The following is a 26,497-nucleotide window of genomic DNA, read 5'->3' as shown; positions in this document are numbered from 1 at the left end:
TATTATGCATAATATGAATAGTTGTGATTATTTAAGGAGATAGCCATCAACGGATGTTGGCAAATCACTTGCATATTTTTGTGCGATTACGGCTTTAAAATTTCATAAAACTGGTGTAATATGCCTATTAAGTATGAAAAAATGTTTAATCAGATTGAATTATGATAAATTTTGATTAAAATATCAGTATTTGTTATATATTGAAGTTTACTCTTGTCAGGAGATGAATTATGGCAAAGCAACTTAGCCCTTCAAAAGCACCTAACGAATTTTTGGATCAAGAAAAAGACCTACCACTCATCGCTGATACCGAACTGCTTGGTCGTATTCTATTGGATGTGCTCAAAGAGCAAACTTCACCGATTGTCGCTGATACCATTGATCAGCTGATCGCAGGGGGTAATCCTGAGCATATCATCAAGGACGCTCTGCCAAAGCTCAACAGTCGTCAAATCGAAAATCTCATCCGTGCGTGCAGTCTATTCGCCCAAGTGCTCAACATCGCCGAAGACCATCACCACGCACGCCGCCGCCAAATCCATGAACAGCTTGAGAGCACACCAAGCCCATCAAGCTTTGCCGGTGTGCTTGGCGAAATCGAAGAAAAAGGCATCAACCCAACCCAATTACAAAAACAGCTTGATAAGCTATCCATCAGTGCGGTGATGACCGCTCACCCGACCGAAGTACAGCGTCAAAGTGTGCTCAAGCTCCATCGCCAAATCCGCGCCCTGCTCACCGAGCATCAGCACGCCATCGGCTACCAAAAACATCGCCTGACCGAACAAATCAAAACCGTGCTACTGTCACTATGGCAGACCAATGAAACTCGCCATTTCAAAATCAATGTCAGCGATGAGATTACCAATGGCGTGGCGTATTTTGATTTGAGTTTTTTCCAAGCCATTCCCAAGCTATATGCCCGCCTAAGTCATCAGCTTAGCGAACGCTATCCGCACACCACACTGCCTGATGTGATTCGCATCGGTGGCTGGATTGGTGGCGACCGTGATGGCAACCCATTCGTGGATGCTGACACCCTGCGTCATGCCTTCAAGCGTCAAAGTGCGGCACTGTTTTATTATTATCGTGACCAGCTGGGCGAGCTGTACCAAGAGCTACCGCTGTCGATTCGCCGTGTCAAGGTCAATGATGATGTGCTTGAGATGGCTGCCAATTCTCCCGAAAAGCTGCTATCTCGCGCCGAAGAGCCGTATCGCTTGGCGGTGGCGCTGATTTCCGCTCGTATCGTAGCGACTAGTCATCGCTTTGACCTAAATTATGGCTGTCGCTTTGGGGTGGCGGATGCCTACCAAGACAGTGCTGAATTTTTGGCGGATTTGGAAAAGCTACACCGCTCATTGACCCAAAATGGCAGTGAGTATCTGGCACAAGGTCGCCTGCAGGATTTGATGCGTGCGGTGAGTGTGTTTGGCTTTTATCTGATGCCACTGGATTTGCGTCAGCACGCACAGGTGCACGCTGAGACGGTGCATGATTTGTTCAAGCACGCTGATTTGGAAGATTATCTGAGCCTATCTGAGCCTGCTCGTCAGCGCGTGCTACTGCGTGAGCTTGCCACTGCTCGCCCACTATATAGCCAATATGTCGAGTATGATGCGCAGACCACCAAAGAGCTGAACATCTTTTTGGCGGCAGCGGACATCAAGAACCGCTACGGCGAAACTGCCATTTCCCAAAGCATCATCTCAAACTGCGAAACCATCAGCGATATGCTTGCCCTAGCACTGATTATGAAAGAAACGGGATTACTACATATCGAAAATGGCAGTCCAAAATCACGCCTAAATATCGTGCCACTGTTTGAGACCATCGAAGCACTACAAAACTGTATCGGCGTGATGGATGAACTGCTTGGCAAGCCGTGGTATCAAAGCCTGCTCAAAAGCCGTGATAATACCCAAGAAATCATGCTTGGCTACTCCGACAGCAACAAAGATGGTGGCTATGTCACCAGCCAATGGTCACTATATCAAGCCGAAGAAAAACTGGTGCAAATCTTTGCCAAACATCAAGTGCAAATGCGTCTGTTCCACGGTCGTGGCGGCAGTGTCGGTCGTGGTGGTGGCCCGTCTTTTGAAGCGATTTTGGCACAGCCTGCAGGCTCGGTGGCGGGTCAAATCCGCATCACCGAACAAGGCGAAGTCATCACTGCCAAATACGCCGAAGCCAATAACGCTGAGCATAATCTAGAAGTGCTTGTCGCAGCGACGCTCAAGGCAACCATCTTGCCAAATGCGACAATGACGCCTGATTTTGAGCTGATGTCACATTTATCCGAATCAGCATTTACTCATTATCGTGCGCTGATTGAGCATCCTGCGTTTATTGATTATTTCCTACAAACCAGTCCAATCACCGAGATTGCCACCTTGAACATCGGCTCTCGCCCTGCTAGTCGTAAGACTTTGGCACGCATTCAGGATTTGCGAGCGATTCCGTGGGTGTTCTCATGGATGCAAAACCGCCTAATGCTACCGGCTTGGTATGGCTTTGGTACGGCGATTGAGACGCTGATTCAAGCGGATGATGGTAATTTGGCTAAGCTAAAAGCCCATGCCAAAGACAGCGCATTCTTTTATGCGATGCTCTCAAATATGGAACAAGTGCTTGCCAAAACCGACCTTAGCATCGCCAAGACCTATGTTGAGCTTGCCGAAGATAAAGCATCTGCCGATGTCATCTATGCAATGATTGAAGCAGAATACACACGCAGTAAAAATGCTCTGCTACAACTGACCGAGCAAGACACCGTACTGACAGGCAACCGCTCATTGGCTCGCTCATTAGCCCTACGCCTACCGTATCTCAATGCACTCAACTGGCTACAGGTGCTACTACTCAAAGAGCGTCGTGGCGAGCAGTCGCTTGACCGCACCGATGGCTTTGATGATGACCGCTTATTACAGCTGATTCACCTGACCATCAATGGCGTGGCGCAAGGCTTGAGAAATACGGGCTAATCAGTCCATTGACTTATTAATAAACACAAAAGGCAGAAACTCAATTTCTGCCTTTTGTTATCTTACTGCTTTGATTATCAGTCATTTAGCTTAGCATGATGCCCATTGACCACTTTTCATTTCAAGAATCTTATCGGCACGAGCAGCCAGCTGTCTGTCATGCGTCACCATCAGTAGTGCCATACCGATGGATGACTGCAATTCGGTCAATAGCTCAAATACCGCTGTGGCATTTTCATCATCCAAATTACCCGTCGGCTCATCTGCCAAGACCAGCGCAGGCTCAGTCACCAAAGCTCGGGCGATTGCCACACGCTGACGCTCACCGCCTGACAGCTCGCTTGGGCGATGATGTAGGCGATGACCCAGCCCCACACGCTCAAGTAGCGCATTGGCACGGCGTTCGGCTTCTTTGATACTGACATCAGCACGCATCAGTAGTGGCATGGCGACATTTTCGGTGGCGCTAAATTCAGCCAATAGATGGTGAAACTGATACACAAAGCCCAGATGCTGATTGCGTAGCTCACCACGGCGAGTCTCATTCAGCTGATTTAGGCAAACCCCTTTTAGCCATACTTCGCCTGTGGTCGGTGTATCCAGCCCGCCAAGCAGATGCAGTAGCGTGGATTTGCCCGAACCACTGCTACCGACGATGGCGATACGCTCGCCTGCTTGGACGGTCAAATCCAGTCCCGATAGCACGGTAGTTTTGATTTTGCCTTCGTCATAGACTTTGCTGATGTTTTTGGCTTCTAAAATCACACTCATCATATATCCTTATTCATATCGCAAAGTCTGAGCAGGCTCAATACGAGATGCTCGCAGTGCTGGATAAATCGTCATCAAAAAGCTTAGCAAGAATGACGCCACAGTAATCAGTGCCACATCAGACGCCTTGACTTGTGATGGCAGATAATCCACAAAATACACGCTACCATCAAATAGGCTAATGCCAAATACTTGGCTGATAAACACCAAAATATCATTCACCGTCAAAGCCAAAGTCACCCCAAGCACCGTACCAACCACCGTACCAATGACACCAATAATCATCCCTTGCACCATAAATACTTGCATGATGAGCTTGGGTGATGCACCAAAAGTCTTTAGGATGGCGATATCAGATTTTTTGTCAGTGACTAGCATAACAAGGCTTGAGACGATATTAAACGCTGCAACCACGACGATGAGAAACAGTAGCAGACCAATCATCGCTTTTTCCATCTGAATGGCGCTAAATAGATTGCCATGTGTCTGTGTCCAGTTGCTCGGATGTAGGCGCATCGGGTCGATATTGGCGGCGTTGTATGAGACTTGTTGCGCCTTAAAAATATCGTCAAGCTTCATGCGTAGCCCTTGTGCCCCTTCGGGTAGTCTGAGCATCACGCCTGCATCACGCATCTGAATAAAGCCCATCGCACCATCAATCTCACTGCTGATGCGAAACACACCCACTAAGGTAAATCGCTTAAAGCGGGGAATCACGCCTGCTGCTGATGGTGTCGCTTCAGGCAGGACCAAAGTCACTTGGTCGCCAAGCTGTAAGCCTAATGACTGCACCATCGTCTCGCCCAAGACGATACCAAATTCACCTGCTTTGAGTGACTCAAGCCCACCTGCAATCATGTGATTACCAATGATAGACACTTGCTTTTCGTAGTCAGGCTCAATCCCTGTCACCATAATGCCCGCCACCTGCCCTTCGGCAGTCAGCATCCCTTGTAGCTGAATAAATGGCGCAACCGCTTGCACTTCTTTATTTTCAGCCTGAATTTTTTCTGCCAAAGGCTGCCAATCGGTCATGATATCTGATGACATGACAGTCGCTTGTGGCACCATGCCTAAAATGCGTGATTTGAGCTCACGGTCAAAGCCATTCATCACCGACAGCACGGTGATGAGCACCGCCACACCGAGCGTCAGGCCAATCATAGAGATGAGCGAAATAAAGGAAATAAAGCCGTTTTTGCGCTTGGCTTTGGTGTACCTAAGCCCGATAAATAACGCCAAAGGACGAAACATAGATTTTTTCCATAGTACAATAATCTTAACAGTTTAGCATTTTTTGACCAAAATCACCATCAAACTATTGCTATGCCATCAATTTTTGCCAAATTTTACCGTTTAGATAACTCGCAGCAATTAAGTTGGTGATACAAACAGTGATTACTTGAGCGATTTATCCTGATAATTTATCCTGATAACTTGTGATGAATTTTATGCGTATCGCTTGATATTTTTGTGGCTTATCCCTATATAAAAAGCAATTTTTAATGAGTATAAATCATGACCACCCAAACTTTTCGCTATCAATACACCCACGAAACCGCACCGATTAAGATTGATTTGCCTTGTGATGAGAATGCCAGTCATGGCGACCATTGGGCGATTTTGACCGATAATATTGCCGAAGATGTCCCCAATTGGCTACAAGCCATGCTGGATAAGGCAACTTTGCCAACGGGTATCGGTCAAAACAGCGCCGCCAACGCCAAGCTACTACTTGGCATGAATGACATTTGCCATATTAAGCAAATCCTATCGATGGCAGATGGCAAGCCACAAGCCTTTATCAATGCCTTTCCTGCGGTGCATAGCCCCTATGGTCTGACCTGTACCATTGAGCGGATTATCCGCTGTGATGCGACATCGGATGCGATTTTGTGCCTAAGCACGCCTGATGGTGCGACCATCTATGCCTTTGACCAGCTGTATGCGGTCAATCGCACCGATTATCGCACACCAAAAAAATACTATGTCAATTTTAGCGCATGGGCGTACAACATCGAGCCAAGCCGCCAAGACGAAACCATCCTAATCGAAGACCAAGAAGCCATCCGCCATCATCGTGCGTTCAATGACATTATTGCCAGTAACGGCGGTCAAGTGCCTGATGACATCGATGAACAAATCCGCAATTGGCAACCTGCCGACCAAAAAGACAACGAACCACTTGCCCCTGTTGAGATTAATCTTGGGCATATGTGTGCTTATCTATTTGGTGAAGTATTTGGTCAAGAAGACGAAGCTTGGTGTCAGGGTCAAGTGCTTGGCAAATCGCAGACCGACTTTTTTGGCAAAGACATTACCTTGTTTGATGTGGTGATTTTGCGTGAACCTGATGCCGACCCATTTGTGGTGCGTATCGCCACGCCAACGACTGCCACCACTAATGCCATCGCTGTGCATGACTATATCCAAGCCAATATTTGGCTACAAGCCGCCATCTATGCCGAAAATCAGTCGCAGGTGAAATAAGCGGTTGTTTATTAAACAAATTCATTAAAAAAAATCATTAAAAAAAGATGGGCTTAGCTGATTAAGCCCATCTTTTTTTGTTTACAAACCCACAATCCAATATGTCAAATTCACGTTATTGATTCAAAGCAACAATCAAATCACTAACAAGCTTTTGATTCTTGGGTGAAAGCAATGCAAAATTTTGCAACAAATCAAGCTGCTCTTGGGTTAAATGCTTAATTGCCGCAGTTTGACTATCATCACCAAATCTCAACCAGTGTATATCCACACTTAGCCAATCCGCCAATACTTGTAATTTATCTTGACTGGGAAACGAAACAGCATACAACCAATTACTAGCTGTCTGCACAGTGATTGGCTTGCCATTAAATTGCGCATTAAAACCCTTGGCAAGTGCTGTGGGACTAATTGGTAAAGATCGTTGGACTAAACAATCTTGCAGTCTCCTGCTAAAGGCTTGTCGTTGATTTTGAGAAGTACTTATCATGTACTAAAATTAGCACAAATGAGTTCAAATTTTTATTGATAAATTTTTCAATTAATAATATAATTCCTAAAGATACCAATGCCTAATTCTCAAATATTAATAACATTAGTTGTTTACAAGGAAACTGTTATGAAAAAATCTTCACTATTCTTGGTGCTTGGCTTGTTATCTACACAAGCATTTGCTAACAACAACCTACCTTTTGTAGGCACAAAGAGCTTTGATTTTGGCGGTGTGCCTGCTCATCATGAAGGCTACACATTAAGCATCAAGAAAAACGGACAAACCAAATTAACCAAGACGGTTTGCTATTCATCGCACTGTGACCGCCCTGTCACTCTATATTCAGGGGCGTTCAAATCCATGATTGGTTTCAAAGAAGGTGGACAGCAGTACTACATTCAGCTCACCAAAAAACAAGCCAAACTGCTAAATCGCAACAAGCAACAAGAATATGACTGCGACTCAATCAATGGTAATTACGGACCCTGCGTCAGTCGCTACTACTAAACAATAGGTTAACTCACGATAGGACTTACTGTATGAAAAAATTAATACTAGCTCTGCCAATTGTAGCGATGATGGCATCGAATACCGCTTGGGCAAATAACAGTCAAAAAATCGCTTTTGTCAAAAAAAGTATATGCCAGCTCAAAAGCAAATCAAGATGGAACTGGTACACTTAGAAGATTTGGCACACCAAGCTTAATCGCACAATTAAATCGCCAAGATCGTAATTGGGCGAATGATAATTTTTGCGGTATAGGGGAAGATCCCTTATATGGCAATCAAGACCCAAATTTTCGTCTTGCGGTCAGTTATCGTGTGAATGGCAATGGCAATGGCAATGTTGTTGCTACTATTGGTGGTAGCTATTCAGCCACATTTGTACTCGCCAAATCTGGTAATTCATACAAGATTGACGATGTGTATTATCATGGTAGTTCGGTCAAAAAGATGATTAATGCAGATTGTTATTAAGCATATAATTACCATAAATTTAGCAATATAAAACCAATTAAAAAGATGGGCTTAGCTGATTAAGTCCATCTTTTTTTGTATTTGAAGTTTTTAAAAGATAAATCAAGCAAACACCGCTTGATACTCGCCCTCATCAAAGCCAATCACCGCCACCGGCTTGCCCTGATAGTCGCCAATGACGATGGGGCGCTTTAGCATACTTTGGTTATTTTTGACAATCTCATACACCGCCTGCTGACCGCCGTCCACCACACCAGCAAGCACCGCTTTGGTATCATCATCAAGCTTGCGATAGGTTGTGCCTTGTTTATTAATCACTTTTTCGCCAAACAGACTGACAAAATTGCTAAAGTCATCTGGGCTAAGTACTTGTTTTTTATAATCAAAAAAGTCATAACTCACGCCAAGTTCGGTCAGCTTATCAAAGGCTTTTTTCATGGTATTGCAATTTTTGATGCCATAGACAGTGATTGTCATCATATCCCCCAAAGTTTTTTGGTTAAAGTTTGCCAAATTATAGCAAATTGGCACGGATTTTAGGTATAATAACCTGTTTATATTTTCTTTTTTTACCGCATTGGATTTGATATGAGTAAGATTTCATCAGACAGCCACTTGGACAATTACGATTTTTCGACGATTGAGCGTACATTGCAACAACAATGGGACAGCGACAAACGCTATCACACCACCAATGAGCCAAGCGACAAGCCAACTCGCTATATGCTGTCCATGTTCCCTTATCCAAGCGGTAAACTGCATATGGGTCATGTGCGTAACTATGCCATCACCGATGTGCTCAGCCGTTATTATCGCCAAAAAGGCTATGATGTCATGCAGCCGATGGGCTGGGATGCGTTCGGTCTGCCTGCCGAAAATGCCGCCATTGCCAATGCGGTCGCCCCTGCCAAATGGACTTTCCAAAACATCGACAATATGCGCACACAGCTTAAGGCACTGGGTCTGTCGATTGACTGGTCTCGTGAATTTGCTACCTGTACGCCTGAATATTATCGCTGGGAGCAGTGGCTATTTTTACAACTCTACAAAAAAGGACTGGTTTATAAAAAACTTGCCACAGTGAACTGGGACCCTGTGGACAATACCGTTCTTGCTAATGAGCAAGTGGTCGATGGTCGTGGTTGGCGTTCGGGTGCGATTGTCGAAAAGCGTGACATCCCGATGTATTATTTCAAAATCACCGACTATGCCGATGAGCTACTCGATGACCTAAAAACCCTAGAAGGTCATTGGCCAAAACAAGTGCTATCAATGCAGCACAACTGGATTGGCAAAAGTCGTGGTATGGAGCTTGATTTTACTTATACGCTCGGTGAGCAAAGCGATGTACTGCGTGTATTCACCACCCGCCCTGATACGGTGATGGGTGTCAGCTATCTGGCTGTGGCTGCCGAGCATCCATTGGCACAATACGCCGCTAAGCAAAACGAAGCCATCGCACAATTCTGCGCTGAATGTAAACAAGGCTCAGTGGCTGAAGCTGACCTTGCCAAAGCCGAAAAAGTCGGCATGGATACAGGGCTATTTGCCACCCACCCAATCACAGGCGAAAATGTGCCTGTCTGGGTCGCCAACTATGTGCTAATGAGCTATGGCTCAGGTGCAGTGATGGGCGTGCCTGCGCATGATGAGCGTGATTTTGAATTTGCCAATAAATATGGCTTGCCAATCACCCAAGTCATCGACTGGAGCGACAAACAAGGTCAATACGACAGCCGTGAGTGGCAAGAATGGTACGGCGACAAAGAAACTGGCCACTGCATTAATTCAGACGTGCTTGATGGCCTATCATCAGCTGATGCCATCGCCAAAGTCGAAGAAATCGTCGGCGCAAAAAATCTTGGTAAAGCCACCATCCAGTACCGTCTGCGTGACTGGGGTGTGAGCCGTCAGCGTTATTGGGGCTGTCCGATTCCGATGGTGAACTGTGCTTACTGCGGTACTGTGCCTGTCGATGAAGCGGATTTGCCTGTGGTGCTACCGACCGATGTCATCCCTGATGGTCGTGGCAATCCACTGAAGAATATACCAGAGTTCATCAACTGCACCTGCCCAAAATGCGGTCAGCCTGCCGAGCGTGAGACAGATACTTTTGATACCTTTGTTGAGTCTAGCTGGTATGCACAGCGTTTTGCCAGCCCACATGACGACACACAAATGATTGACCGTGCTGCAGCTGACAAATGGCTGCCTGTGGATCAGTATGTTGGTGGTGTTGAGCACGCTGTCCTACATTTGCTATACGCACGCTTCTTCCACAAGGTGATGCGTGATGAAGGCTTAGTGAGCGGTGATGAGCCATTTGCCAATCTACTTGCCCAAGGCATGGTACTGGCTGGCACGTATTATCGTGAAAATGCCGATGGCTCAAAGTCATACTATTTCCCACATGAGATCGACCTTGTGATGAATGGTACTGAAGTCAGTGGCGCGACGCTCAAAGCTGATGGCAAACCTGTCATCATCGGCAAAATCGAAAAAATGAGTAAATCAAAAAATAACGGTGTCGATCCCCAAGAAATCATTGAGCAATACGGTGCGGACACGGTGCGTCTATACACGCTATTCACCGCCCCTGCTGATCAGACTCTCGAATGGTCAGATTCAGCACTCAAAGGCCCACATAACTTTGTCAAAAAAGTATGGCGTACCGTTGGCGAGCATATTGACGCCATCAGCAATAAAACCATTGGCGATATCGATAAAGCCAATTTATCAAAAGTTGCCAAAGACCTACGCCGTAAGACACACGAAACCATCGCCAAAATCGATGTCAGCTTAGGCGAACATTTGGCACTGAACACACCAGTATCTAGCCTGATGGAGCTGTGCAATGAGATTGCAAGCTTTGAAGTAGCAAATGATAATGAGCTGGCAGTCCGCCATGAAGCCATTCTTGCGCTACTGACCATGCTATCACTGTATGCGCCGCACGTTGGCGAATATTTGCTAGATGCGCTTGGCATTGATACACGCATGGTTGCGTTCCCTGTGCTTGATGAAACCGCCCTAGTCAATGACACCATCACGATGGTCGTACAGGTCAATGGTAAAGTGCGTGGTAAAATGGAAGTCGCTGTCGGCACTGACAATGACACGCTAATCCGTGAAGCCAAAGCACTAGAAGGCGTTGCTAAGTTCATCACCGGCGACATCAAAAAAGAAATCGTCGTACCGAACAAACTCATCAGCTTCGTCGTGGCAGGTGCATGATGACAACATTAAAAGCCCTTTCGATCAGCCTAATGGCAGTCGGTGCATTGTCACTGACCGCCTGCGGCTATCAGCTGCGTGGCATGGGCGAAAATAGCCTAAAGCTTGCCCCGGCGTATAGTCAGGTCAATATCACCACCGAAGACAATGCACTGGCTTATGGCTTTAAGCATAAGCTTGCCACCCGTTTGGCTCAGCTTGGCGTGAGCACCAGTAGCGACGCCACCCACACCATCATGGTGCAAAATCTGCGTTATCGTCGCTATGAGCTTCTTGGTGTACTGACCGAAGTACGCCTACTGATGATGGCGGATGTGACTTATCAAATCAATGGTAAAAGTGTCACCTACCCAATCCAAGTCGAGCGTAGCTATCAGTACAATGAAGCAGGTGTCGCCACCAGCGACCAGCAAGGCGAACAGGCTCAAGCATGGCTACAGGACAACTTAGCCGAGCGCATCGCCGAGCAGTACTATGCGATGGGTAGTCAGACTAGCCAATAATCATGCAGCAGCGTTTTTTGGCACTTGCCCAAAGCCTATCACAAGCACCACAAACCCTGTGTGGATTGTGGCTTGTGCATTCTGATGAGCCATTAGTACTTCAGTGGCTCATCGATGCTTGCCGCCCCAGTTGGCAAGCAAACGCTCAATTGCCCAAACGCATTGAGCTGAACAGCCCCAAACAGTGGCAAGAAGTCATCAATGAGCTATCCGCCCTATCGCTGTTTGCCGAGTCCACCGCCATCATCGTCACAGGCAAGCATAAGCCTGATAATGACACGATAGATGCACTGACACGCTTTGCCGATGATGTCAAAGCAGGCAACAGCACCAACCATCTGATTTGGCTACTACCCAAACAGGACAAAAAATCCCAAGCCGCCAAAGCTTTTCGGCTATTTGATACGCATGGCACGATTATTGACGGCAATGTCTCTAACGAAAATCAACGCCAAGAGCTACTACAATACTGGGCGACACGCCTGCATCTAAAGCTAGATACCGATGCTTGGCGGATGCTGATGAGCCATACCGAGCATGATTTACTCACCGCTTATCAGTGTCTGTGGCGACTGTCGTATAGCCATACCACACCCGACCAAAGCACGCCAACAGCCATCGATATACCGATGCTGATGCAGTCGCTGTCCGATGGCGGTAGCTTTAGCGTATTTGATTTGTCCGATGCGCTCATCCATCAAGACGCCATTACTTGCCAAAAAATCCTACACCATCTTAAGCAAACCGACACCGCACCCAGTATCATCCTATGGGCGATTAATAAAGACCTAAAACTAATTGCAGGCTTACAAGCGGGTAAAGATGCCCAAAGTCTAGGCATTTGGCGTAACAAAGAAAACAACTACTATCGTCTATCAAGACGACTAGCACCGAGCGCACTTGGCGTGCTACACACCCAAGTCTATCACTGCGACAAAGCCATCAAAGGGCTTAGCAATGATGATGTCTGGCGACTGCTTGAACGGCTGATTTTGGGCGTGTGTGGTGTGGCGTTGCTACAGGCTGATGTATGAAAACTCATCCGCTCGCCATTGTGTTCCCAATCATCATCTTTATTATCACCATTGCTCACTTTCTCATCAGTGGCGAGCGACCATATGGTCGTGATAAGCCCTACGCCAATCGCTCACAGATTTTCCAAGAATTTCAACAAGAAATACCCAAGCTCACCAAAGGCTTGGGTGAACCCGCAAATATTTCTCATACGCATAAACAAGGGATTGATTTTGTAGGTATCAGCTACTCATACCCCTATAACGAACAATTAATTCAGCTTGTACACGCCAATGCCATCGAACACAATTGGCAACCAGTCAATATCCAAAAGCCAAATACACTAAAATTCTACTGCCGCAATCAACAAGAATTAAGCATTGAGCCATCATCACTGTATCCAAATCACGCCATCATCAGCCTATATTTCTATATCAATCCCAAAGACCAAAGCTGTCCATAACGCCATTTGTGATAAAAAATTACAAAAACACAACAATTCTCTACATAAGTTACGTTTGCCAAAATCCTACTATAAATAAAAACTGTTATCATTATCATCATTTTATAGGTACAATATCATCACTGTTTTTGACATTTTTTAGGATTTATCATGTCATCCGCCAAACCAACTGCCAAATCGTTCAGCTCTGTTAAATTCATCCGTTATATTAAGTGGATTATCCTTGCCTTAGTGTTGGCTGCCCTTGCTTTTTTTGGGTATAAAAAACTAAACCCAACCCCTGTCGCCCCACAATATCTCACCACCACCGTCGATACAGGCAACATCGAAAACACCGTACTGGCATCAGGCAAAATCAAAGCCATCCAAACCGTCGATGTCGGCGCACAGGTCTCAGGCGAGATTACGAGGCTCTATGTTGAGATTGGCGATGAAGTCAAAAAAGGTGATTTGATTGCGCAAATCAGCCAAGTCGAACAAAAAAACACCGTCTCAAACGCCCAAGCATCGCTATCACAAGCCGAAGCGAGCCTAAACCAAGCACGGGGGGATTTGGCAACTAAGCAAGGTGAAGTCGCAAGCGCCCAAGCCACCATTGACACTCGCCAAGCCGAGCTCAACAAAGCTCAGCAAAGCTTTAATCGACTCGCAGGACTCATTGATATTGATGCCATCAGCCGTGAAGAATACGACACAGCCAAATCAAACCTTGAAGTCGCCAAAGCTGCCCTTGCCACCGCCAAAGCCAATTATCAAAACACCCTGACGGCGGTCAATAATGCCAAGCTTGCCATTGACAGCCAACAAGCTGCCATCACCAAAGCCAAGAACGATGTCATCACCGCCCAAGAAGACCTAAGCTACACCACCATCCGTGCACCGATGGATGGCACAGTCGTCGCCATCAGCCAAAAACAAGGCACGACGGTCAATGCCAACCAATCCGCCCCAACCATCGTGACGCTCGCTGACCTAAGCCGTGTGCGTATCAACGCCCAAATCTCTGAAGCAGATGTGGTGAACATCACCCCAAATATGGCGGCACGATTTAATATCATTGGCAATCCCAATCAGCAGTTTGACGCCATCTTAAGCGGTGTCGAGCCTGCGCCCGAGACCATTAGCACCACTAGTAGCACTGACTCTGCGGTGTATTATATCGGCTACTTGGATGTGGATAATAGCGAAGGTAAATTTCGCATCGACATGACCGCACAGGTCAATATCATCATCAATGCCGCTCGTGGCGTGCTTGTCGTGCCATCATCTGCCATTGAGACCAAAGATGGCAAAAGCACCGTGCGTATCATCGGTGAAGATGGCTTTGCTAAGCCCGTTGAAGTCGTCGTCGGTATCGACAATCGAGTCAATGCTGAAATCAAATCAGGACTAAACAAAGGCGATGTCATCGTCATCGGCGAACAAAGCCAAGAGCAGTCATCGAGCGGCGGCAGAAGCAATAACCGCCCACCGATGATGTAAGGTGATGATGATGCAAACAACGACATCCCATCAGGGCAAGACGCCCTTGATTGAAGTACGTGAGTTGGTGCGAGATTTTCCAGCAGGCGATAGCCAAATCCGCATCTTGCACGGCATCAATCTGACGCTATATCAAGGCGAAATGGTCGCCATCATCGGTCAGTCAGGCTCAGGCAAGTCCACTTTGATGAATATCTTAGGCTGTCTTGATAAAGCCAGCGGCGGACACTATGCCATCTTTGGTCGCTCGGTCGATGATATGGACACCGAAGAGCTTGCCAAGCTACGCCGTGAATACTTTGGCTTTATTTTTCAGCGATATCATCTGCTTGGCGATATCAATGCGCTTGACAATGTCACCGTGCCTGCCGTCTATGCCGGTATGGACACCGCCAAACGCCGTGCCCGAGCCGCTGAGCTACTCACCGCACTGGGTTTGGGTGATAAGACCCAAAACCGTCCAAATCAGCTCTCAGGTGGTCAGCAGCAGCGTGTCTCTATCGCTCGTGCCTTGATGAATGGTGGTGATATCATCCTAGCTGATGAGCCTACAGGCGCACTCGATAGCCACTCTGGTATCGAAGTGATGAAAATCTTGCACGAGCTCAAGGACAAAGGCCATACCATCATCATGGTCACGCACGATCCTAAGCTTGCTGCTGAAGCTGAACGCGTGATTGAACTCAAAGATGGTCAAGTCATCGCTGACTACTACACCGAGCACGCCACCCATCGCACCAGCATCAGCCACAGTGACCATTCACGCCAAAAATCAGATACAAAAAACGCCTTATTTGGCTTTTTTGATCGGCTAAAAGAAGCGTTCAAAATGTCGCTCTACGCCATGAAAGCCCACAAGATGCGCACCCTGCTGACCATGCTTGGCATCATCATCGGTATCGCATCAGTGGTATCGGTGGTGGGTCTGGGTCAAGGCTCACAACAAAAAATCCTAGCCGACATCAATCAGCTGGGCACGAATACCATCACCGTCATCGATGGCTACCCCTTTGGCGACCCACGGCGTAAATACGGTCATGACAATCTCACCACCGCCGATGCCGATGCCGTCGCCGCTCAGCCGTATGCCAAAAGCGTCAGCCCGCAGGTCGATAGCAGTGTCACCGCTCGCTACAAGAACATCGAAGCATCCGCCAGCGTCAATGGCGTGGGCAAGGATTATTTGGCCGTCACCGGCGAAAAGCTTGCTATGGGACAAGGCTTTAGTGCCGATAGTGTCAATAAACTCACCCAAGATATCATCATTGATAACAATGCTTATAAGACCTTTTTTAATGGTCAAGGCAATCCCATCGGCGAGATTATCCTAGTGGGCAAAGTCCCGGGGCAAGTGGTGGGCGTACTGTCTAGCAAAAACACAAGCTTTGGTCGCCAAAACAACACACCACAGCTGTATATGCCCTACACGACGGTGATGCATCGGATGCTTGGTACAAGCTACCTAGACCGCTTTGTGGTGCTGATCGATGAGAACACGCCATCCAATGTTGCCGAAACCGCCATCAGTGAGCTCATCAAATCACGGCACGGCACGGATGACTTTAATATCATGAACACCGACTCAATTCGTCAGACCATCGAATCCACGACAGGCACGATGACACTACTTGTCTCATCCATCGCCATCATCTCGCTCATCGTCGGCGGTATCGGCGTGATGAATATCATGCTCGTCTCAGTTACCGAACGCACGAGCGAAATCGGTGTGCGTATGGCGGTAGGCGCTCGCCAAAGCGACATCATGCAGCAGTTTTTGATTGAAGCGGTGCTTGTATGTATTCTTGGCGGAATTTTGGGTGTGACGTTTGCCTTTGCCATTGGTGAGCTGATTAATAAGTTTGGCGGTGGGGATTTTAGCGTAGTATATTCGCCCTTATCCATCGTTGCCGCTTTTATCTGCTCGACCCTAATTGGCGTGGTATTTGGCTTTTTGCCTGCCCGCTCTGCATCACAGCTTAATCCTGTGGATGCCTTGAGTCGTAATTAATCGTGCTGATGTAGAATTGTGGTGCATTACACGCCCAAGCACAGCAGACAAAATTCAATAAAATCAATGCTTGGCGTGATTTTTTGCTAAAATTTTGAAAATTTTTGGATTTTTTGCAAATTAATGCTTGCAATCATAAAAATTATGCGTATAATATGCACCACATTAGCGATACGGAGTACCGTATCCGACTAGATAAATGGGTCGTTAGCTCAGTTGGTAGAGCAGTTGACTTTTAATCAATTGGTCGCAGGTTCGAATCCTGCACGACCCACCATTTATCCTAGTATCGCTAACGGGTCGTTAGCTCAGTTGGTAGAGCAGTTGACTTTTAATCAATTGGTCGCAGGTTCGAATCCTGCACGACCCACCATCATTCCCCAATAGCTCAGTCGGTAGAGCATCGGACTGTTAATCCGTGTGTCCCTGGTTCGAGCCCAGGTTGGGGAGCCATATTCAAAGAAGCCCTTGGTGATTGCCAAGGGTTTTTTTATTTGCATCATGATAATTTGCCAAACCATGTAATTTGACAAGCCTAGCTATCATGCTATAATCATGGGCGACCATTCAGATTTTATAATACAAAGGATTTGCCATGCTACCCCCACACATCAAAAATCGCTACTCAGATCATCCGCAGACCATCATGCGCCCTGTGCATCTGCGTCTATCCGAAGAGATTATCAAGCATCTTGAAGTCACCGCCCAAGATCATGGCTTTGACCGTATTCAAGGCTTGATTCGCCTGTATATCCGCCAAGGGCTTGACCGTGATAATTCCAACTACACCCTAGCTGATGATGTGCTATTTATCGAAAAACTACGCAAAAAGGCGTCAGCCAAAAAATCATCGATGAAGCCCTAGCCGATGTCAATCAAAAATGCGATTTGGGCTAAATTCACACCGCCAAACACTTATCAACACTGATTGACCAATCAAAGCCATATAAAAAATGCACCACCTACCAAGATGGTGCATTTCTTTGGACTGATTTATAGCAATGCTGATTGCAATGTTGATACAATGCTGATGGAAAGTTTATTGCAATTTGGTCGCAGGTTCGTCAAAGCTTAACTTTACGCCATCGCCAAGCCCTTTGCCGATTTGCACACCAAATCGATCAAAAAACTGATTCATCGGATCAACATAGGTATAATCCACCGTATCTAGCTCAAGCTGTTTTTTGAGCTGGGTGATGCCACCGGTTTTGTCCGCCAACCCGAGTGCCACCGCATCTTTACCCGTCCAAAAAAGCCCTGTAAATAGCTTATTTTGTTCAGGATTTTTGAGCTTATCGCCACGACCTTGTTTGACGGCATTGATGAAATTTTGGTGCGTGGTATCGAGCATTTTTTGGACATGGGCAGCTTCTTCTGCGGTCATCTCACGGCTCATACTCAAGATGTCCTTGTACTCGCCTGCGGTCAAGGTGCGATCTTTGACGCCGACTTTTTTCATCAGCTCTTCGATGTTGTAGCCCGACATGATGACACCGATTGAGCCAACCAGACTTGATGGATTGACCCAAATCTCATCAGCTGCCGCTGCGATATAATACGCACCAGATGCGCCGACATCGCCGATGATGGCATAGAGTTTCTTATCAGGGTATTCTTTGCGTAGATCCATCGCCGTTTGCCAAATCTCATCTGACTGCACAGGTGAGCCACCAGGCGAGTTGATGTTTAGAACCACTGCTTGTGCGTTGTCATTTTCAAAGGCTTGAGTCAGTGACTCGCCGATATTTTGGGCATTGGTATCAGTGTCGCTGGCAATCACGCCATTGACATCCACCACCGCAATGTGCGGTTCAGCCATGCCCACCGTGTCAAGTGTCGATGATGACGAGCTACAGCCATAGCCAAAGGCGATGATGATAAATACAATATAAGCAAAAGTGAGTAATTTAAAGAAAATCCCCCAACGACGGCTTGCCTTTTGTTCTTCGATGCTGGCAAGTAGGGTTTTTTCGAGCAGACGCCATTCTTCGCCCTGTCTTGGCGGTGTTATTGGCGTTTGCTCAAGCTTTGGTTGGTTGGATTCGTTGGATTTATTGGGATTTGGTGGCCACGCCATAAAAATTCCTTTGATGGATAAATTTGATAACTAAAACCACTCTATTCTACCCCAAAAATCCCTTTGGCGATAGTCCGCAATCCATGCCATCTATCTTGTGCTCGGATAGATGGTCGCCGCGGGAAGTTGTCTTGTGATGGGTTTGGTGTCGGTAGCGTTTTGTGTGCCCAAAATCAGTGGCTGATGCCCTTGCTTTGGTGCAACTGCCAAAGATGGCTCGCTATCGCACAGCATCGCCCATAATTGCCATAATAGCGGCTCACCACCGGTCATGGTTACCATCTGCACGCCCTGCTGATTGGGTGGATTTAATGGGTTTGGTTGTGGCAATTGTGCATCATCTTGGTCCAGCTCATCCAAAGCGGCCGCATCAGCATCCATGCTTGGCATATCAACCGCAAGCATCGGCAAATCGCTGATAATCTCAAGCTCACAGTGCTGGACACGCTCATCATCAATCATCTGCCACCCTGTCAAGGCACGAATACTGAGTGCATCATCTTGCCACGCCATCCCTGCGGTGCATGGCTCATGATATGGTGATGGCAATGGCTCATGCCGCCCTGCTTGCCAGTAGCGATGAATGGGGATGGTTTGTTGAATGTGCGCCACTACAGGCATTAGTTTGGCACTTGGACTTTGGACGATGACACCATCAAGCGTATCCACGCCTTGTCGATGTAGTGTATCTATGAGCTGATTTGTATAATTATCCTTAAGCCGAGCCCCTTGTTCGGATAGTAGTAGCCAATGCCGTGTACCGTTGTCATCATGCACTTTTAGTAAATATTGGCTAAGATTTGGGCTATCACTATCTAGCCAAATCAGCTCAATGCCTGATGAATGCTTTGGCATACCAATCAAGCATAACGCCACAAGTGGCACGCATAGCACGGTCTTTGGTAGCACCTTTGGCAGTAGTAATAATGCCACCATCATAAAGCACAGCACAAAGCCCGCCATGCCAAACGGCGCATACAGCCAAGCACTGATACCGCCTAATTGCTCCACGAGCGTAAACTCAAGCCCTGTGTGCAATAACTGCAAAATCTGCGCCGACACATCCCACAGCATATCCGAGATACTTGGTGCGATGACAAATACTGCCCCTGCAATCAGATTGATCGGGACAATTGCCGCACCAAATAGCGATACGGCAAATACATTGACCACCAAGCCCCATATTGATACCTTGCCAAATAGCATCACCGACAAAGGTAACATCGCAAAAAATAGCCAGCATTGTAGCTTAATGAGTTGCTTGGTGCGCACCCAGCCAAGTGTCATCGCCCCGCCTTGCACCAGCTTAGCATCATCCATCTCATATCGCATGAGTAGTAGCACAGCGATGAACGACAGCCAAAATCCTGCTTGCCACAGCATATACGGGTCAAGCCACACCATCACCAAAGCCACGACGCACAGCACCGACAGCGCCGATATCGGCAAAGCAAAATAACGCACCGCCCACACCGCCATCAGCATATACACAGTACGCACCGCCGGCACATCAAAGCCTGTAAACAGCGCATAGAGCAGGCTTGCTGCCACCATAATCGCCATGCGAATTTGCCATCTGGGTATGGCTTGATAGACACTCATCGCAAAGCGATCAAGCACCCACAGCAGTACAGCCGCCAACATCATCGCCAAAAACAGCACATGAGCGCCCGAGATGGCGAGCAAATGCGAAATGCCAGCAAGCTGATACATCTGCTTAGTGGATTTATCAATCAGCGCACGATCACCGGTTAATAGGCTTAGAGTAACCGCCTGTGCTTGCGCTTGCTCGGTGGTGAGCTTATGCCAATCTTGATAAAAATGCGTACGCAAGCGATGGCGGTATTGCTCAAGCGTGATAATCAGCCCTTCGCCAAAGCTCTGTGGCGTGTGCGTGCTGATAGAACCCGCTTGGATAATGCGCGCATTAGCATGGATATGGCGTGTGCGTAGCCACTGATTGGCATCAAAGCCACCAGCACTGACCGTCCGCTCAATCGGCGTAATCAAGAGCACCACATCAGCGACATCGCCCGGCTTTAGCGTGTTCAGCACTGATAAATCTTGCTTACTAAAATTAGGATTGGCAGACATCATCACACTAATGCCATTAAGCGCATCTAGGCTGATATCAGATGGTGGCGGTTGGTTGGTTGTAGCCGTCGCCGTATCAGATAATGGATTGGCGATGGTCTGCACCCCAATGGTATCACTAGGTGCTTGGGCAAGCTTGACATCAGACAGCACTGCCATCTGTCGATAGCTTGTGCCCAATACAGGGTCATAGACACCATCACTGATGGTAGGCATATATGCTTTGGCTTGGACGATATGCCGAGTGTCGAGCGTTTTTTGGTCAAAGGCTTCTGCCGCAATCAACGCACGCATGGCAAATAGTATCGCCATCAATGCAGAGCATAGCGTCATGCAAATAATGCGATATCTACCTTTGATACAGCAAATCAGCAAGGCGCACAGCACAAGCAAGCACAGTCCCGCCACAGATGCACCGCCTGATGACAAATAGCCAAGCCATACATCACTTAGCATAAAACCATCAGTCACGCCCAATATCACAAGCACCAAACTACTGATGCCAACAAACAGCCAAACCGCCATCGTGCTATGCGTTTAGCCTTGTTTGGCTTGCAGAATTAATGCCAATATCGGTAAATCATCCTTATAGGTCAGCTTCATATTCATCCGTGACGCAGGGACGATACGCACAGGCTTATTCAGCATCTCAAACGCACTGGCTTCATCAGTAATGTCAAGCTTTTGCTTATCCACATAATCAAGCACCACTTCAAGCTCAGATAAGCGAAATGCCTGCGGTGTCAATGCACACCACAACTGCTCACGGCTGACCGTACGCTCTATCAGCCCATCCTTGACACTCTTTAGCGTATCTACCACAGGCGTCGCCAAAATCAGCCCCTGCACTTCATCACCATCTGCTTGTTCGATACAAGTCAACAGGCGTGCCAAATCATCATCAGGTAAGCATGGTCTAGCAGCATCATGAATCAGTACCCAGTCATTATCATCTGCCCCACGACTGCGAATGGCTGCCACGCCATTACGCACAGATTGCCAGCGCTCATCACCGCCATGTGCTAGATGAATCGTCTGTCCATACTGCACCATCAGACGTGGCAAAAGCTTGGCAATATACTCATCATCACAAGCGTGCACCAAAGTCAAATCAACCATTCGGGGCGATTTGAGTGCCAAGACACTGTGTTCAAGCACTGTTTTATCCAGTAGCTTTGTGTATTGCTTTGGCACATCTGCGCCAAATCTCATCCCTTTGCCAGCTGCCACCATCAATGCAAAAATCTTGGGCGTGCTCATTTATTATCACTCAATGTATTATTAATGATTCATTTAATGTACAAAAAATCGCCAAACACTCGTTGGCGATTATTATCAAAAAAAGCTAACTATCAGGCATCAGGCGAATTGCATTGTATTTTAATTACCCGTCGTCGATGACTTTGTCGCACTTGGCTCAAGCTCAGGCACTGAATCCACACTTTCGAGCGATTCGGTTGTGCTTGGTAATGGCTGACGACTATAAGTAATCGGCGCATTGGATAATTGGATGAAAGTTTCACCCGGTTTAATCAGCCCCAAATCCAATCGAGCGTGCTCTTCGATGGCAGATAGTCCCGATTTCAAATCTTGCACATCAGCAAGCAAAATACTGTTGGTATAAATCTGCGATTCGTTGAGTCGCTGTTGTTCTTGGAGCTTGATTTTCAAGGCTTCAAGATTGGTACGGCCATATTCACCATGCCAATATTGATACTGCAATGCAATCAGCACAACCACGGCAAATGCGATTGCACACATATAGCCAGCATTCGTGCCAATGGTGCGTTTGGGTGTATAAGTCGAATTTACCACAGTCGTTATCCTGTCAATTAGCCGCGCAGACCGATGAACTCTTCACGGCCACGATAGGCAGCGCTGACTTGCTCTTCGATGCGAAGTAGTTGGTTGTATTTGGCAACACGGTCAGAACGGCATAGTGAACCAGTTTTGATTTGACCTGCCGCTGTACCCACTGCCAAATCAGCGATGGTTGAATCTTCGGTTTCGCCTGAACGATGGCTGATGACGGTTGCATAGCCGTTTTGCTTAGCTAGATAAATCGCATCCAAAGTCTCAGTCAGTGTGCCGATTTGGTTGAATTTAATCAAGATGGCGTTGGCGATTTGCTTATCGATACCTTCTTGTAGGATTTTTGGATTGGTTACAAATAGGTCATCACCCACCAATTGCACCTTGTTGCCAAGCTGTTTGGTAAGATACGCCCAGCCTTCCCAGTCGCTCTCATCCAGACCATCTTCGATTGAGATGATTGGGTATTGATTGCACAGACCAGTCAAATAGTCGCTAAAGCCTTGGCTGTCAAAGGCTTTGTTGCCTTCGCCTGCTAGGAGGTATTGACCATTTTTATAAAATTCAGATGACGCACAGTCTAGCGCAAGGAAGATGTCCTGACCTGCTTTATAGCCCGCTTTTTCAATCGCTTGCATGATAACAGTGATGGCTTCTTCGTTAGAGCGGAGGTTTGGCGCAAAGCCACCTTCATCGCCCACCGCAGTGTTTAGACCTTGAGCTTTTAGTACCGATTTTAGGCTGTGGAAAATCTCAGTACCAGCACGCAAAGCTTCTGAGAATGATGTAAAGCCAACTGGCTCAATCATAAACTCTTGGATATCCACCGTATTATCAGCGTGCGCACCACCGTTTAGGATGTTCATCATCGGTACAGGCATGGTCAGTGCGGTTTGACCACGCAGATTGGCGATGTATTGATGTAGCGGTAGAGCTTGTGATAGTGCCGCCGCTTTTGCTGCTGCCAAAGACACTGCAAGCATGGCGTTAGCACCCATGTTGCCTTTGTTCTCAGTGCCATCAAGCTCAATCAAAATGTTGTCAATTTCGCTTTGATTAGTGACATTTTTGTCAAGTAGCGCAGTGCGAATTTGGCTGTTGGCATTGGCGACGGCTTTTTTGACGCCCTTGCCCAAATAACGAGCCGAATCGCCATCACGCAATTCTAGCGCTTCACGAGAACCTGTTGATGCACCGCTCGGTGCTGCCGCACGACCACAGATACCATTTGCCAAAATCACGTCCGCTTCGATGGTTGGGTTGCCACGTGAATCTAGGATTTCACGAGCACGGATATCTTTGATTTCAATTTGGTTTTTGGTTTCTTCTGCGTACATAAAAAACTCCTTTGGTAGATTGATGGCAAGCCATCACTGTAAATACTTAGCACCAAGCCAAACCCTGCTTTGTGCCAAATGAATTATTTGGTATTCAATACTTCAAAGCCTTTGACCAAATCGTCAATTTGCTTTAATTGTGTCAAAAATGGCTCAAGCTGATTTAGGCGTAGCGCACATGGACCGTCGCATTTTGCCTTGTCAGGGTCAGGATGCGCTTCTAAGAATAGACCAGCCAATCCCGTCGCCATACCCGCTTTGGCAAGTGTGGTAATCTGATGACGACGACCACCTGCACTGTCAGGACGACCACCCGGCTCTTGTAGTGCGTGTGTGACATCAAAGAACACAGGCACATTCATCGCTTTCATGGTATCAAAGCCAAGCATATCAACGACCAAATTATTATAGCCAAATGCCGAGCCACGCTCGCACAGGATAACTTGGTCATTACCCGCTTCTAGGCATTTATTGATGATATGACGCATCTCGTGCGGTGCTAGAAACTGTGCTTTTTTGACATTAATCACTTTGCCAGTACGAGCAATGGCACTCACCAAGTCAGTTTGGCGAGACAAAAACGCAGGTAGCTGTAGCACATCAGCGACTTTTGCCACTGGTGCGGCTTGGTATGGCTCATGTACATCAGTGATGATTGGCACAGAATATTTTTCTTTGATGTCATTAAGCCAAGTCAAACCCGTCTCAAGGCTTGGGCCACGAAACGAATGCAGACTTGAGCGGTTCGCCTTATCAAAGCTTGCCTTGAACACATAGCCAATACCCAAACGGCTACAAATATCAATGTATTGCTCAGCAATCTCAAAAGCCAGTTCACGACTTTCAAGCACATTCATCCCGCCAAATAGCACAAATGGCTTGTCATTGGCAATCTCAATACCGGCAACATTGACGGTTGATTGAGCAACTGTTAATGGCTGTGTCATTATAAAAATCCTTATAAAAATGGCAAATTGGCTGGTTATCACCTTAGCCAAACAAGCCACTCTATTATACTAGGAAACTTGCGTAAAATGCACCCATCAAAACAAAAAGCACACCAAAATTTGATGTGCTTTTTGTTGTTATGCGTTTTTCACATCAATTGCCGCTTTGATAAAGCTGTTAAACAATGGATGTCCGCCACGAGGCGAGCTGGTAAACTCTGGGTGATATTGCACCGCAACGAACCACGGATGGCTGTCAATCTCAACCGCTTCTACCAAATGCTGTTTGGCTGAATAGCCTGAAATTTTCATACCAGCATTTTCAAGTGGCTCAACATAGCGATTGTTCATCTCATAGCGATGGCGATGACGTTCGGTGATGTTGTTCGCACCGTAGATTTTGGCAAGTTTTGAACCTTGAACCAATTCGGCTTCTTGAGCACCAAGACGCATTGTACCGCCCAAGTCCGAATCATCTGAGCGGATTTGTAGTTCGCCTTTTTCGTCGAACCATTCGGTAATCAGACCGATAATTGGGTCTGGTGTCTTACGGTCAAATTCGGTTGAGTTGGCTTGTAGTCCAAGCACATTGCGAGCAAATTCAATCACCGCAAGCTGCATACCTAGACAGATACCCAAAAACGGCTTGCCGTTCTCACGAGCATACTGAATGGCTTTCATCTTGCCAAGTGTACCACGCTCACCAAAGCCGCCCGGCACCAAGATGGCATCAGCTTTCTTAAGCTCATCCATCGCACCACCATCAGTCTCAAGCGTCTCTGCGCTGATGTACTGGATGCGGACTTTGGTTTTGTTATGGATACCCGCGTGTAGCAATGCTTCATTGACTGATTTATAAGCATCAGGCAGTTCAACATATTTGCCCACCATTGCCACGACGATTTCACCTTGAGAATTAAACAGGTCATTGACCACCTGATCCCAATCAGACAAATCCGCTTCAGGTGCAGTAATACCAAAACGCTCACAAATCAAATCATCCAAATCCTGCTCATAGAAACGGCGTGGGATTTGATAGATAGATTTGGCATCTTCACAGAGAATGACACCACGAGTCTCGACATTGGTAAATAGTGCGATTTTTTGGCGATTGTCTTCAGAAATCGGCTGTTCTGAACGGCAAATCAGCACATCAGGCTGTAGGCCGATTGAGCGCAGTTCTTTAACCGAATGCTGTGTCGGTTTGGTTTTTGATTCGCCTGCTGATGCGATATACGGCACAAGCGTTAGGTGCATCAAAAGTGAATTGTTGCGACCTAGCTCGACTTGCATTTGGCGTACCGCTTCCATAAATGGCAAGCTTTCGATATCACCAACCGTACCACCGATTTCGATGATGGCGATGTCATAGCCTTCGCCACTGGTGCGAATTTTGTGCTTGATTTCATCAGTGATGTGTGGAATAACTTGTACAGTACCGCCCAGATAGTCGCCACGACGCTCTTTGGCAAGTACGGTCTGATAGATGCGACCACTGGTGAAGTTGTTGGCTTTGCTCATTTTTGAGCGGCGTAAGAAACGCTCATAATAACCAAGGTCAAGGTCAGTTTCAGCACCGTCTTCGGTAACAAAGACTTCGCCGTGCTGGAACGGGCTCATGGTGCCCGGGTCAACGTTGATGTATGGGTCCATTTTGGTCATGGTCACTTTTAGACCACGAGCTTCCAAAACAGCTGCAAGAGATGCGGCGGCAATACCTTTGCCAAGAGATGACACAACGCCGCCGGTTACAAAGATAAATTTAGTCGTCATAGTAATGCATCGGTTACTGGTAAAACCGAATTTTACT

The 26,497-nt window shown here is 47.0% G+C and carries 21 protein-coding genes, 3 tRNA genes and 1 pseudogene; 14 read left to right on the top strand and 11 right to left on the bottom strand.

Annotated features, from left to right (window positions below; genetic code table 11):
• Nucleotides 1-230: 230 nt before the first annotated feature.
• Complete coding sequence (gene ppc / locus B0680_RS02445) at nt 231-2,984, top strand: phosphoenolpyruvate carboxylase (protein WP_143821327.1); 2,754 nt, start codon at nt 231-233, stop codon at nt 2,982-2,984.
• A gap of 90 nt (nt 2,985-3,074) precedes the next feature.
• Here the strand turns inward: ppc and lolD are convergent, their stop codons facing one another.
• The gene (gene lolD, locus B0680_RS02440; protein ID WP_078253455.1) at nt 3,075-3,755 is read right to left on the bottom strand and encodes a lipoprotein-releasing ABC transporter ATP-binding protein LolD; all 681 of its coding nucleotides are present in this window, start codon (nt 3,753-3,755) and stop codon (nt 3,075-3,077) included.
• Nucleotides 3,756-3,764: 9 nt separating this feature from the next.
• Nucleotides 3,765-5,009, bottom strand: coding sequence for a lipoprotein-releasing ABC transporter permease subunit (locus B0680_RS02435; RefSeq protein ID WP_078253454.1), 1,245 nt, complete (start codon nt 5,007-5,009; stop codon nt 3,765-3,767).
• Nucleotides 5,010-5,273: 264 nt separating this feature from the next.
• On the opposite strand from B0680_RS02435, the gene B0680_RS02430 reads away from it, so the two are divergent.
• Nucleotides 5,274-6,245: a hypothetical protein gene (locus tag B0680_RS02430; protein WP_078253453.1), complete on the top strand. Its 972-nt coding sequence runs from the start codon at nt 5,274-5,276 to the stop codon at nt 6,243-6,245.
• A gap of 115 nt (nt 6,246-6,360) precedes the next feature.
• Here B0680_RS02430 and B0680_RS02425 read toward each other — a convergent pair whose 3' ends face one another.
• Nucleotides 6,361-6,735: a hypothetical protein gene (locus B0680_RS02425; RefSeq protein ID WP_078253452.1), complete on the bottom strand. Its 375-nt coding sequence runs from the start codon at nt 6,733-6,735 to the stop codon at nt 6,361-6,363.
• Nucleotides 6,736-6,864: 129 nt separating this feature from the next.
• On the opposite strand from B0680_RS02425, the gene B0680_RS02420 reads away from it, so the two are divergent.
• Together B0680_RS02420 and B0680_RS02415 are read left to right on the top strand one after the other, a co-directional pair.
• The gene (locus B0680_RS02420; RefSeq protein WP_078253451.1) at nt 6,865-7,245 is read left to right on the top strand and encodes a hypothetical protein; all 381 of its coding nucleotides are present in this window, start codon (nt 6,865-6,867) and stop codon (nt 7,243-7,245) included.
• A 117-nt stretch (nt 7,246-7,362) separates the two neighbouring features.
• Nucleotides 7,363-7,716, top strand: a complete 354-nt coding sequence (locus B0680_RS02415) for a hypothetical protein (protein WP_078253450.1) — start codon at nt 7,363-7,365, stop codon at nt 7,714-7,716.
• A 102-nt stretch (nt 7,717-7,818) separates the two neighbouring features.
• On the opposite strand, the gene B0680_RS02410 is transcribed toward B0680_RS02415, so the two are convergent.
• On the bottom strand, nt 7,819-8,193 hold the full coding sequence (locus B0680_RS02410) for an arsenate reductase family protein (protein ID WP_078253449.1): 375 nt from the start codon (nt 8,191-8,193) through the stop codon (nt 7,819-7,821).
• 111 nt (nt 8,194-8,304) lie between these two features.
• Between B0680_RS02410 and leuS the strand changes: the two genes are divergently transcribed.
• The 10 genes and pseudogenes from leuS to B0680_RS02360 all read left to right on the top strand — a co-directional run bounded on the left by leuS (nt 8,305) and on the right by B0680_RS02360 (nt 17,317).
• Nucleotides 8,305-10,950, top strand: coding sequence for a leucine--tRNA ligase (gene leuS / locus B0680_RS02405; RefSeq protein ID WP_078253448.1), 2,646 nt, complete (start codon nt 8,305-8,307; stop codon nt 10,948-10,950).
• On the top strand, nt 10,950-11,453 hold the full coding sequence (locus B0680_RS02400) for an LPS-assembly lipoprotein LptE (protein WP_078253447.1): 504 nt from the start codon (nt 10,950-10,952) through the stop codon (nt 11,451-11,453). The genes leuS and B0680_RS02400 overlap by 1 nt, the downstream gene beginning before the upstream one ends.
• A 2-nt stretch (nt 11,454-11,455) precedes the next feature.
• The gene (gene holA, locus B0680_RS02395; RefSeq protein WP_078253446.1) at nt 11,456-12,487 is read left to right on the top strand and encodes a DNA polymerase III subunit delta; all 1,032 of its coding nucleotides are present in this window, start codon (nt 11,456-11,458) and stop codon (nt 12,485-12,487) included.
• The gene (locus B0680_RS02390; protein WP_078253445.1) at nt 12,484-12,930 is read left to right on the top strand and encodes a hypothetical protein; all 447 of its coding nucleotides are present in this window, start codon (nt 12,484-12,486) and stop codon (nt 12,928-12,930) included. The genes holA and B0680_RS02390 overlap by 4 nt, the downstream gene beginning before the upstream one ends.
• Before the next feature lie 150 nt (nt 12,931-13,080).
• On the top strand, nt 13,081-14,412 hold the full coding sequence (locus B0680_RS02385) for an efflux RND transporter periplasmic adaptor subunit (protein ID WP_078253444.1): 1,332 nt from the start codon (nt 13,081-13,083) through the stop codon (nt 14,410-14,412).
• 10 nt (nt 14,413-14,422) lie between these two features.
• Nucleotides 14,423-16,420, top strand: a complete 1,998-nt coding sequence (locus tag B0680_RS02380) for a MacB family efflux pump subunit (protein ID WP_169835325.1) — start codon at nt 14,423-14,425, stop codon at nt 16,418-16,420.
• A 201-nt stretch (nt 16,421-16,621) separates the two neighbouring features.
• A tRNA-Lys gene (locus B0680_RS02375) sits at nt 16,622-16,697 on the top strand.
• A 20-nt stretch (nt 16,698-16,717) separates the two neighbouring features.
• Nucleotides 16,718-16,793: transfer RNA gene (locus tag B0680_RS02370), tRNA-Lys, on the top strand.
• A gap of 4 nt (nt 16,794-16,797) precedes the next feature.
• Nucleotides 16,798-16,873, top strand: a tRNA-Asn gene (locus B0680_RS02365).
• A 142-nt stretch (nt 16,874-17,015) separates the two neighbouring features.
• Nucleotides 17,016-17,317, top strand: a pseudogene (locus B0680_RS02360) (CopG family transcriptional regulator).
• Between the two features lie 142 nt (nt 17,318-17,459).
• Here the strand turns inward: B0680_RS02360 and sppA are convergent.
• The 7 genes from sppA to B0680_RS02325 form a co-directional block, all read right to left on the bottom strand.
• On the bottom strand, nt 17,460-18,497 hold the full coding sequence (gene sppA, locus B0680_RS02355) for a signal peptide peptidase SppA (RefSeq protein WP_078253442.1): 1,038 nt from the start codon (nt 18,495-18,497) through the stop codon (nt 17,460-17,462).
• A 90-nt stretch (nt 18,498-18,587) separates the two neighbouring features.
• Nucleotides 18,588-21,116 carry a ComEC/Rec2 family competence protein gene (locus B0680_RS02350; RefSeq protein ID WP_078253441.1) on the bottom strand — a complete coding sequence of 843 codons (2,529 nt, stop codon included), beginning with the start codon at nt 21,114-21,116 and terminating at the stop codon, nt 18,588-18,590.
• A gap of 12 nt (nt 21,117-21,128) precedes the next feature.
• On the bottom strand, nt 21,129-21,851 hold the full coding sequence (gene ispD / locus B0680_RS02345) for a 2-C-methyl-D-erythritol 4-phosphate cytidylyltransferase (protein ID WP_078253440.1): 723 nt from the start codon (nt 21,849-21,851) through the stop codon (nt 21,129-21,131).
• A 120-nt stretch (nt 21,852-21,971) separates the two neighbouring features.
• Nucleotides 21,972-22,352 carry an FtsB family cell division protein gene (locus B0680_RS02340; protein ID WP_078253551.1) on the bottom strand — a complete coding sequence of 127 codons (381 nt, stop codon included), beginning with the start codon at nt 22,350-22,352 and terminating at the stop codon, nt 21,972-21,974.
• Nucleotides 22,353-22,423: 71 nt separating this feature from the next.
• A complete protein-coding gene (gene eno, locus B0680_RS02335; protein WP_078253439.1) occupies nt 22,424-23,740 on the bottom strand; it encodes a phosphopyruvate hydratase in 1,317 nt (438 codons plus the stop codon).
• An 83-nt stretch (nt 23,741-23,823) separates the two neighbouring features.
• Entirely contained in the window at nt 23,824-24,687 is an 864-nt protein-coding gene (gene kdsA / locus B0680_RS02330; protein WP_078253438.1) for a 3-deoxy-8-phosphooctulonate synthase, read from the bottom strand.
• Nucleotides 24,688-24,825: 138 nt separating this feature from the next.
• On the bottom strand, nt 24,826-26,460 hold the full coding sequence (locus tag B0680_RS02325; RefSeq protein WP_078253437.1) for a CTP synthase: 1,635 nt from the start codon (nt 26,458-26,460) through the stop codon (nt 24,826-24,828).
• Nucleotides 26,461-26,497: the final 37 nt, after the last annotated feature.

The sequence above is a fragment of the Moraxella pluranimalium genome (assembly GCF_002014825.1).
Lineage (GTDB): Bacteria > Pseudomonadota > Gammaproteobacteria > Pseudomonadales > Moraxellaceae > Moraxella > Moraxella pluranimalium.
This window is presented reverse-complemented; position numbering and strand designations above follow the sequence as displayed.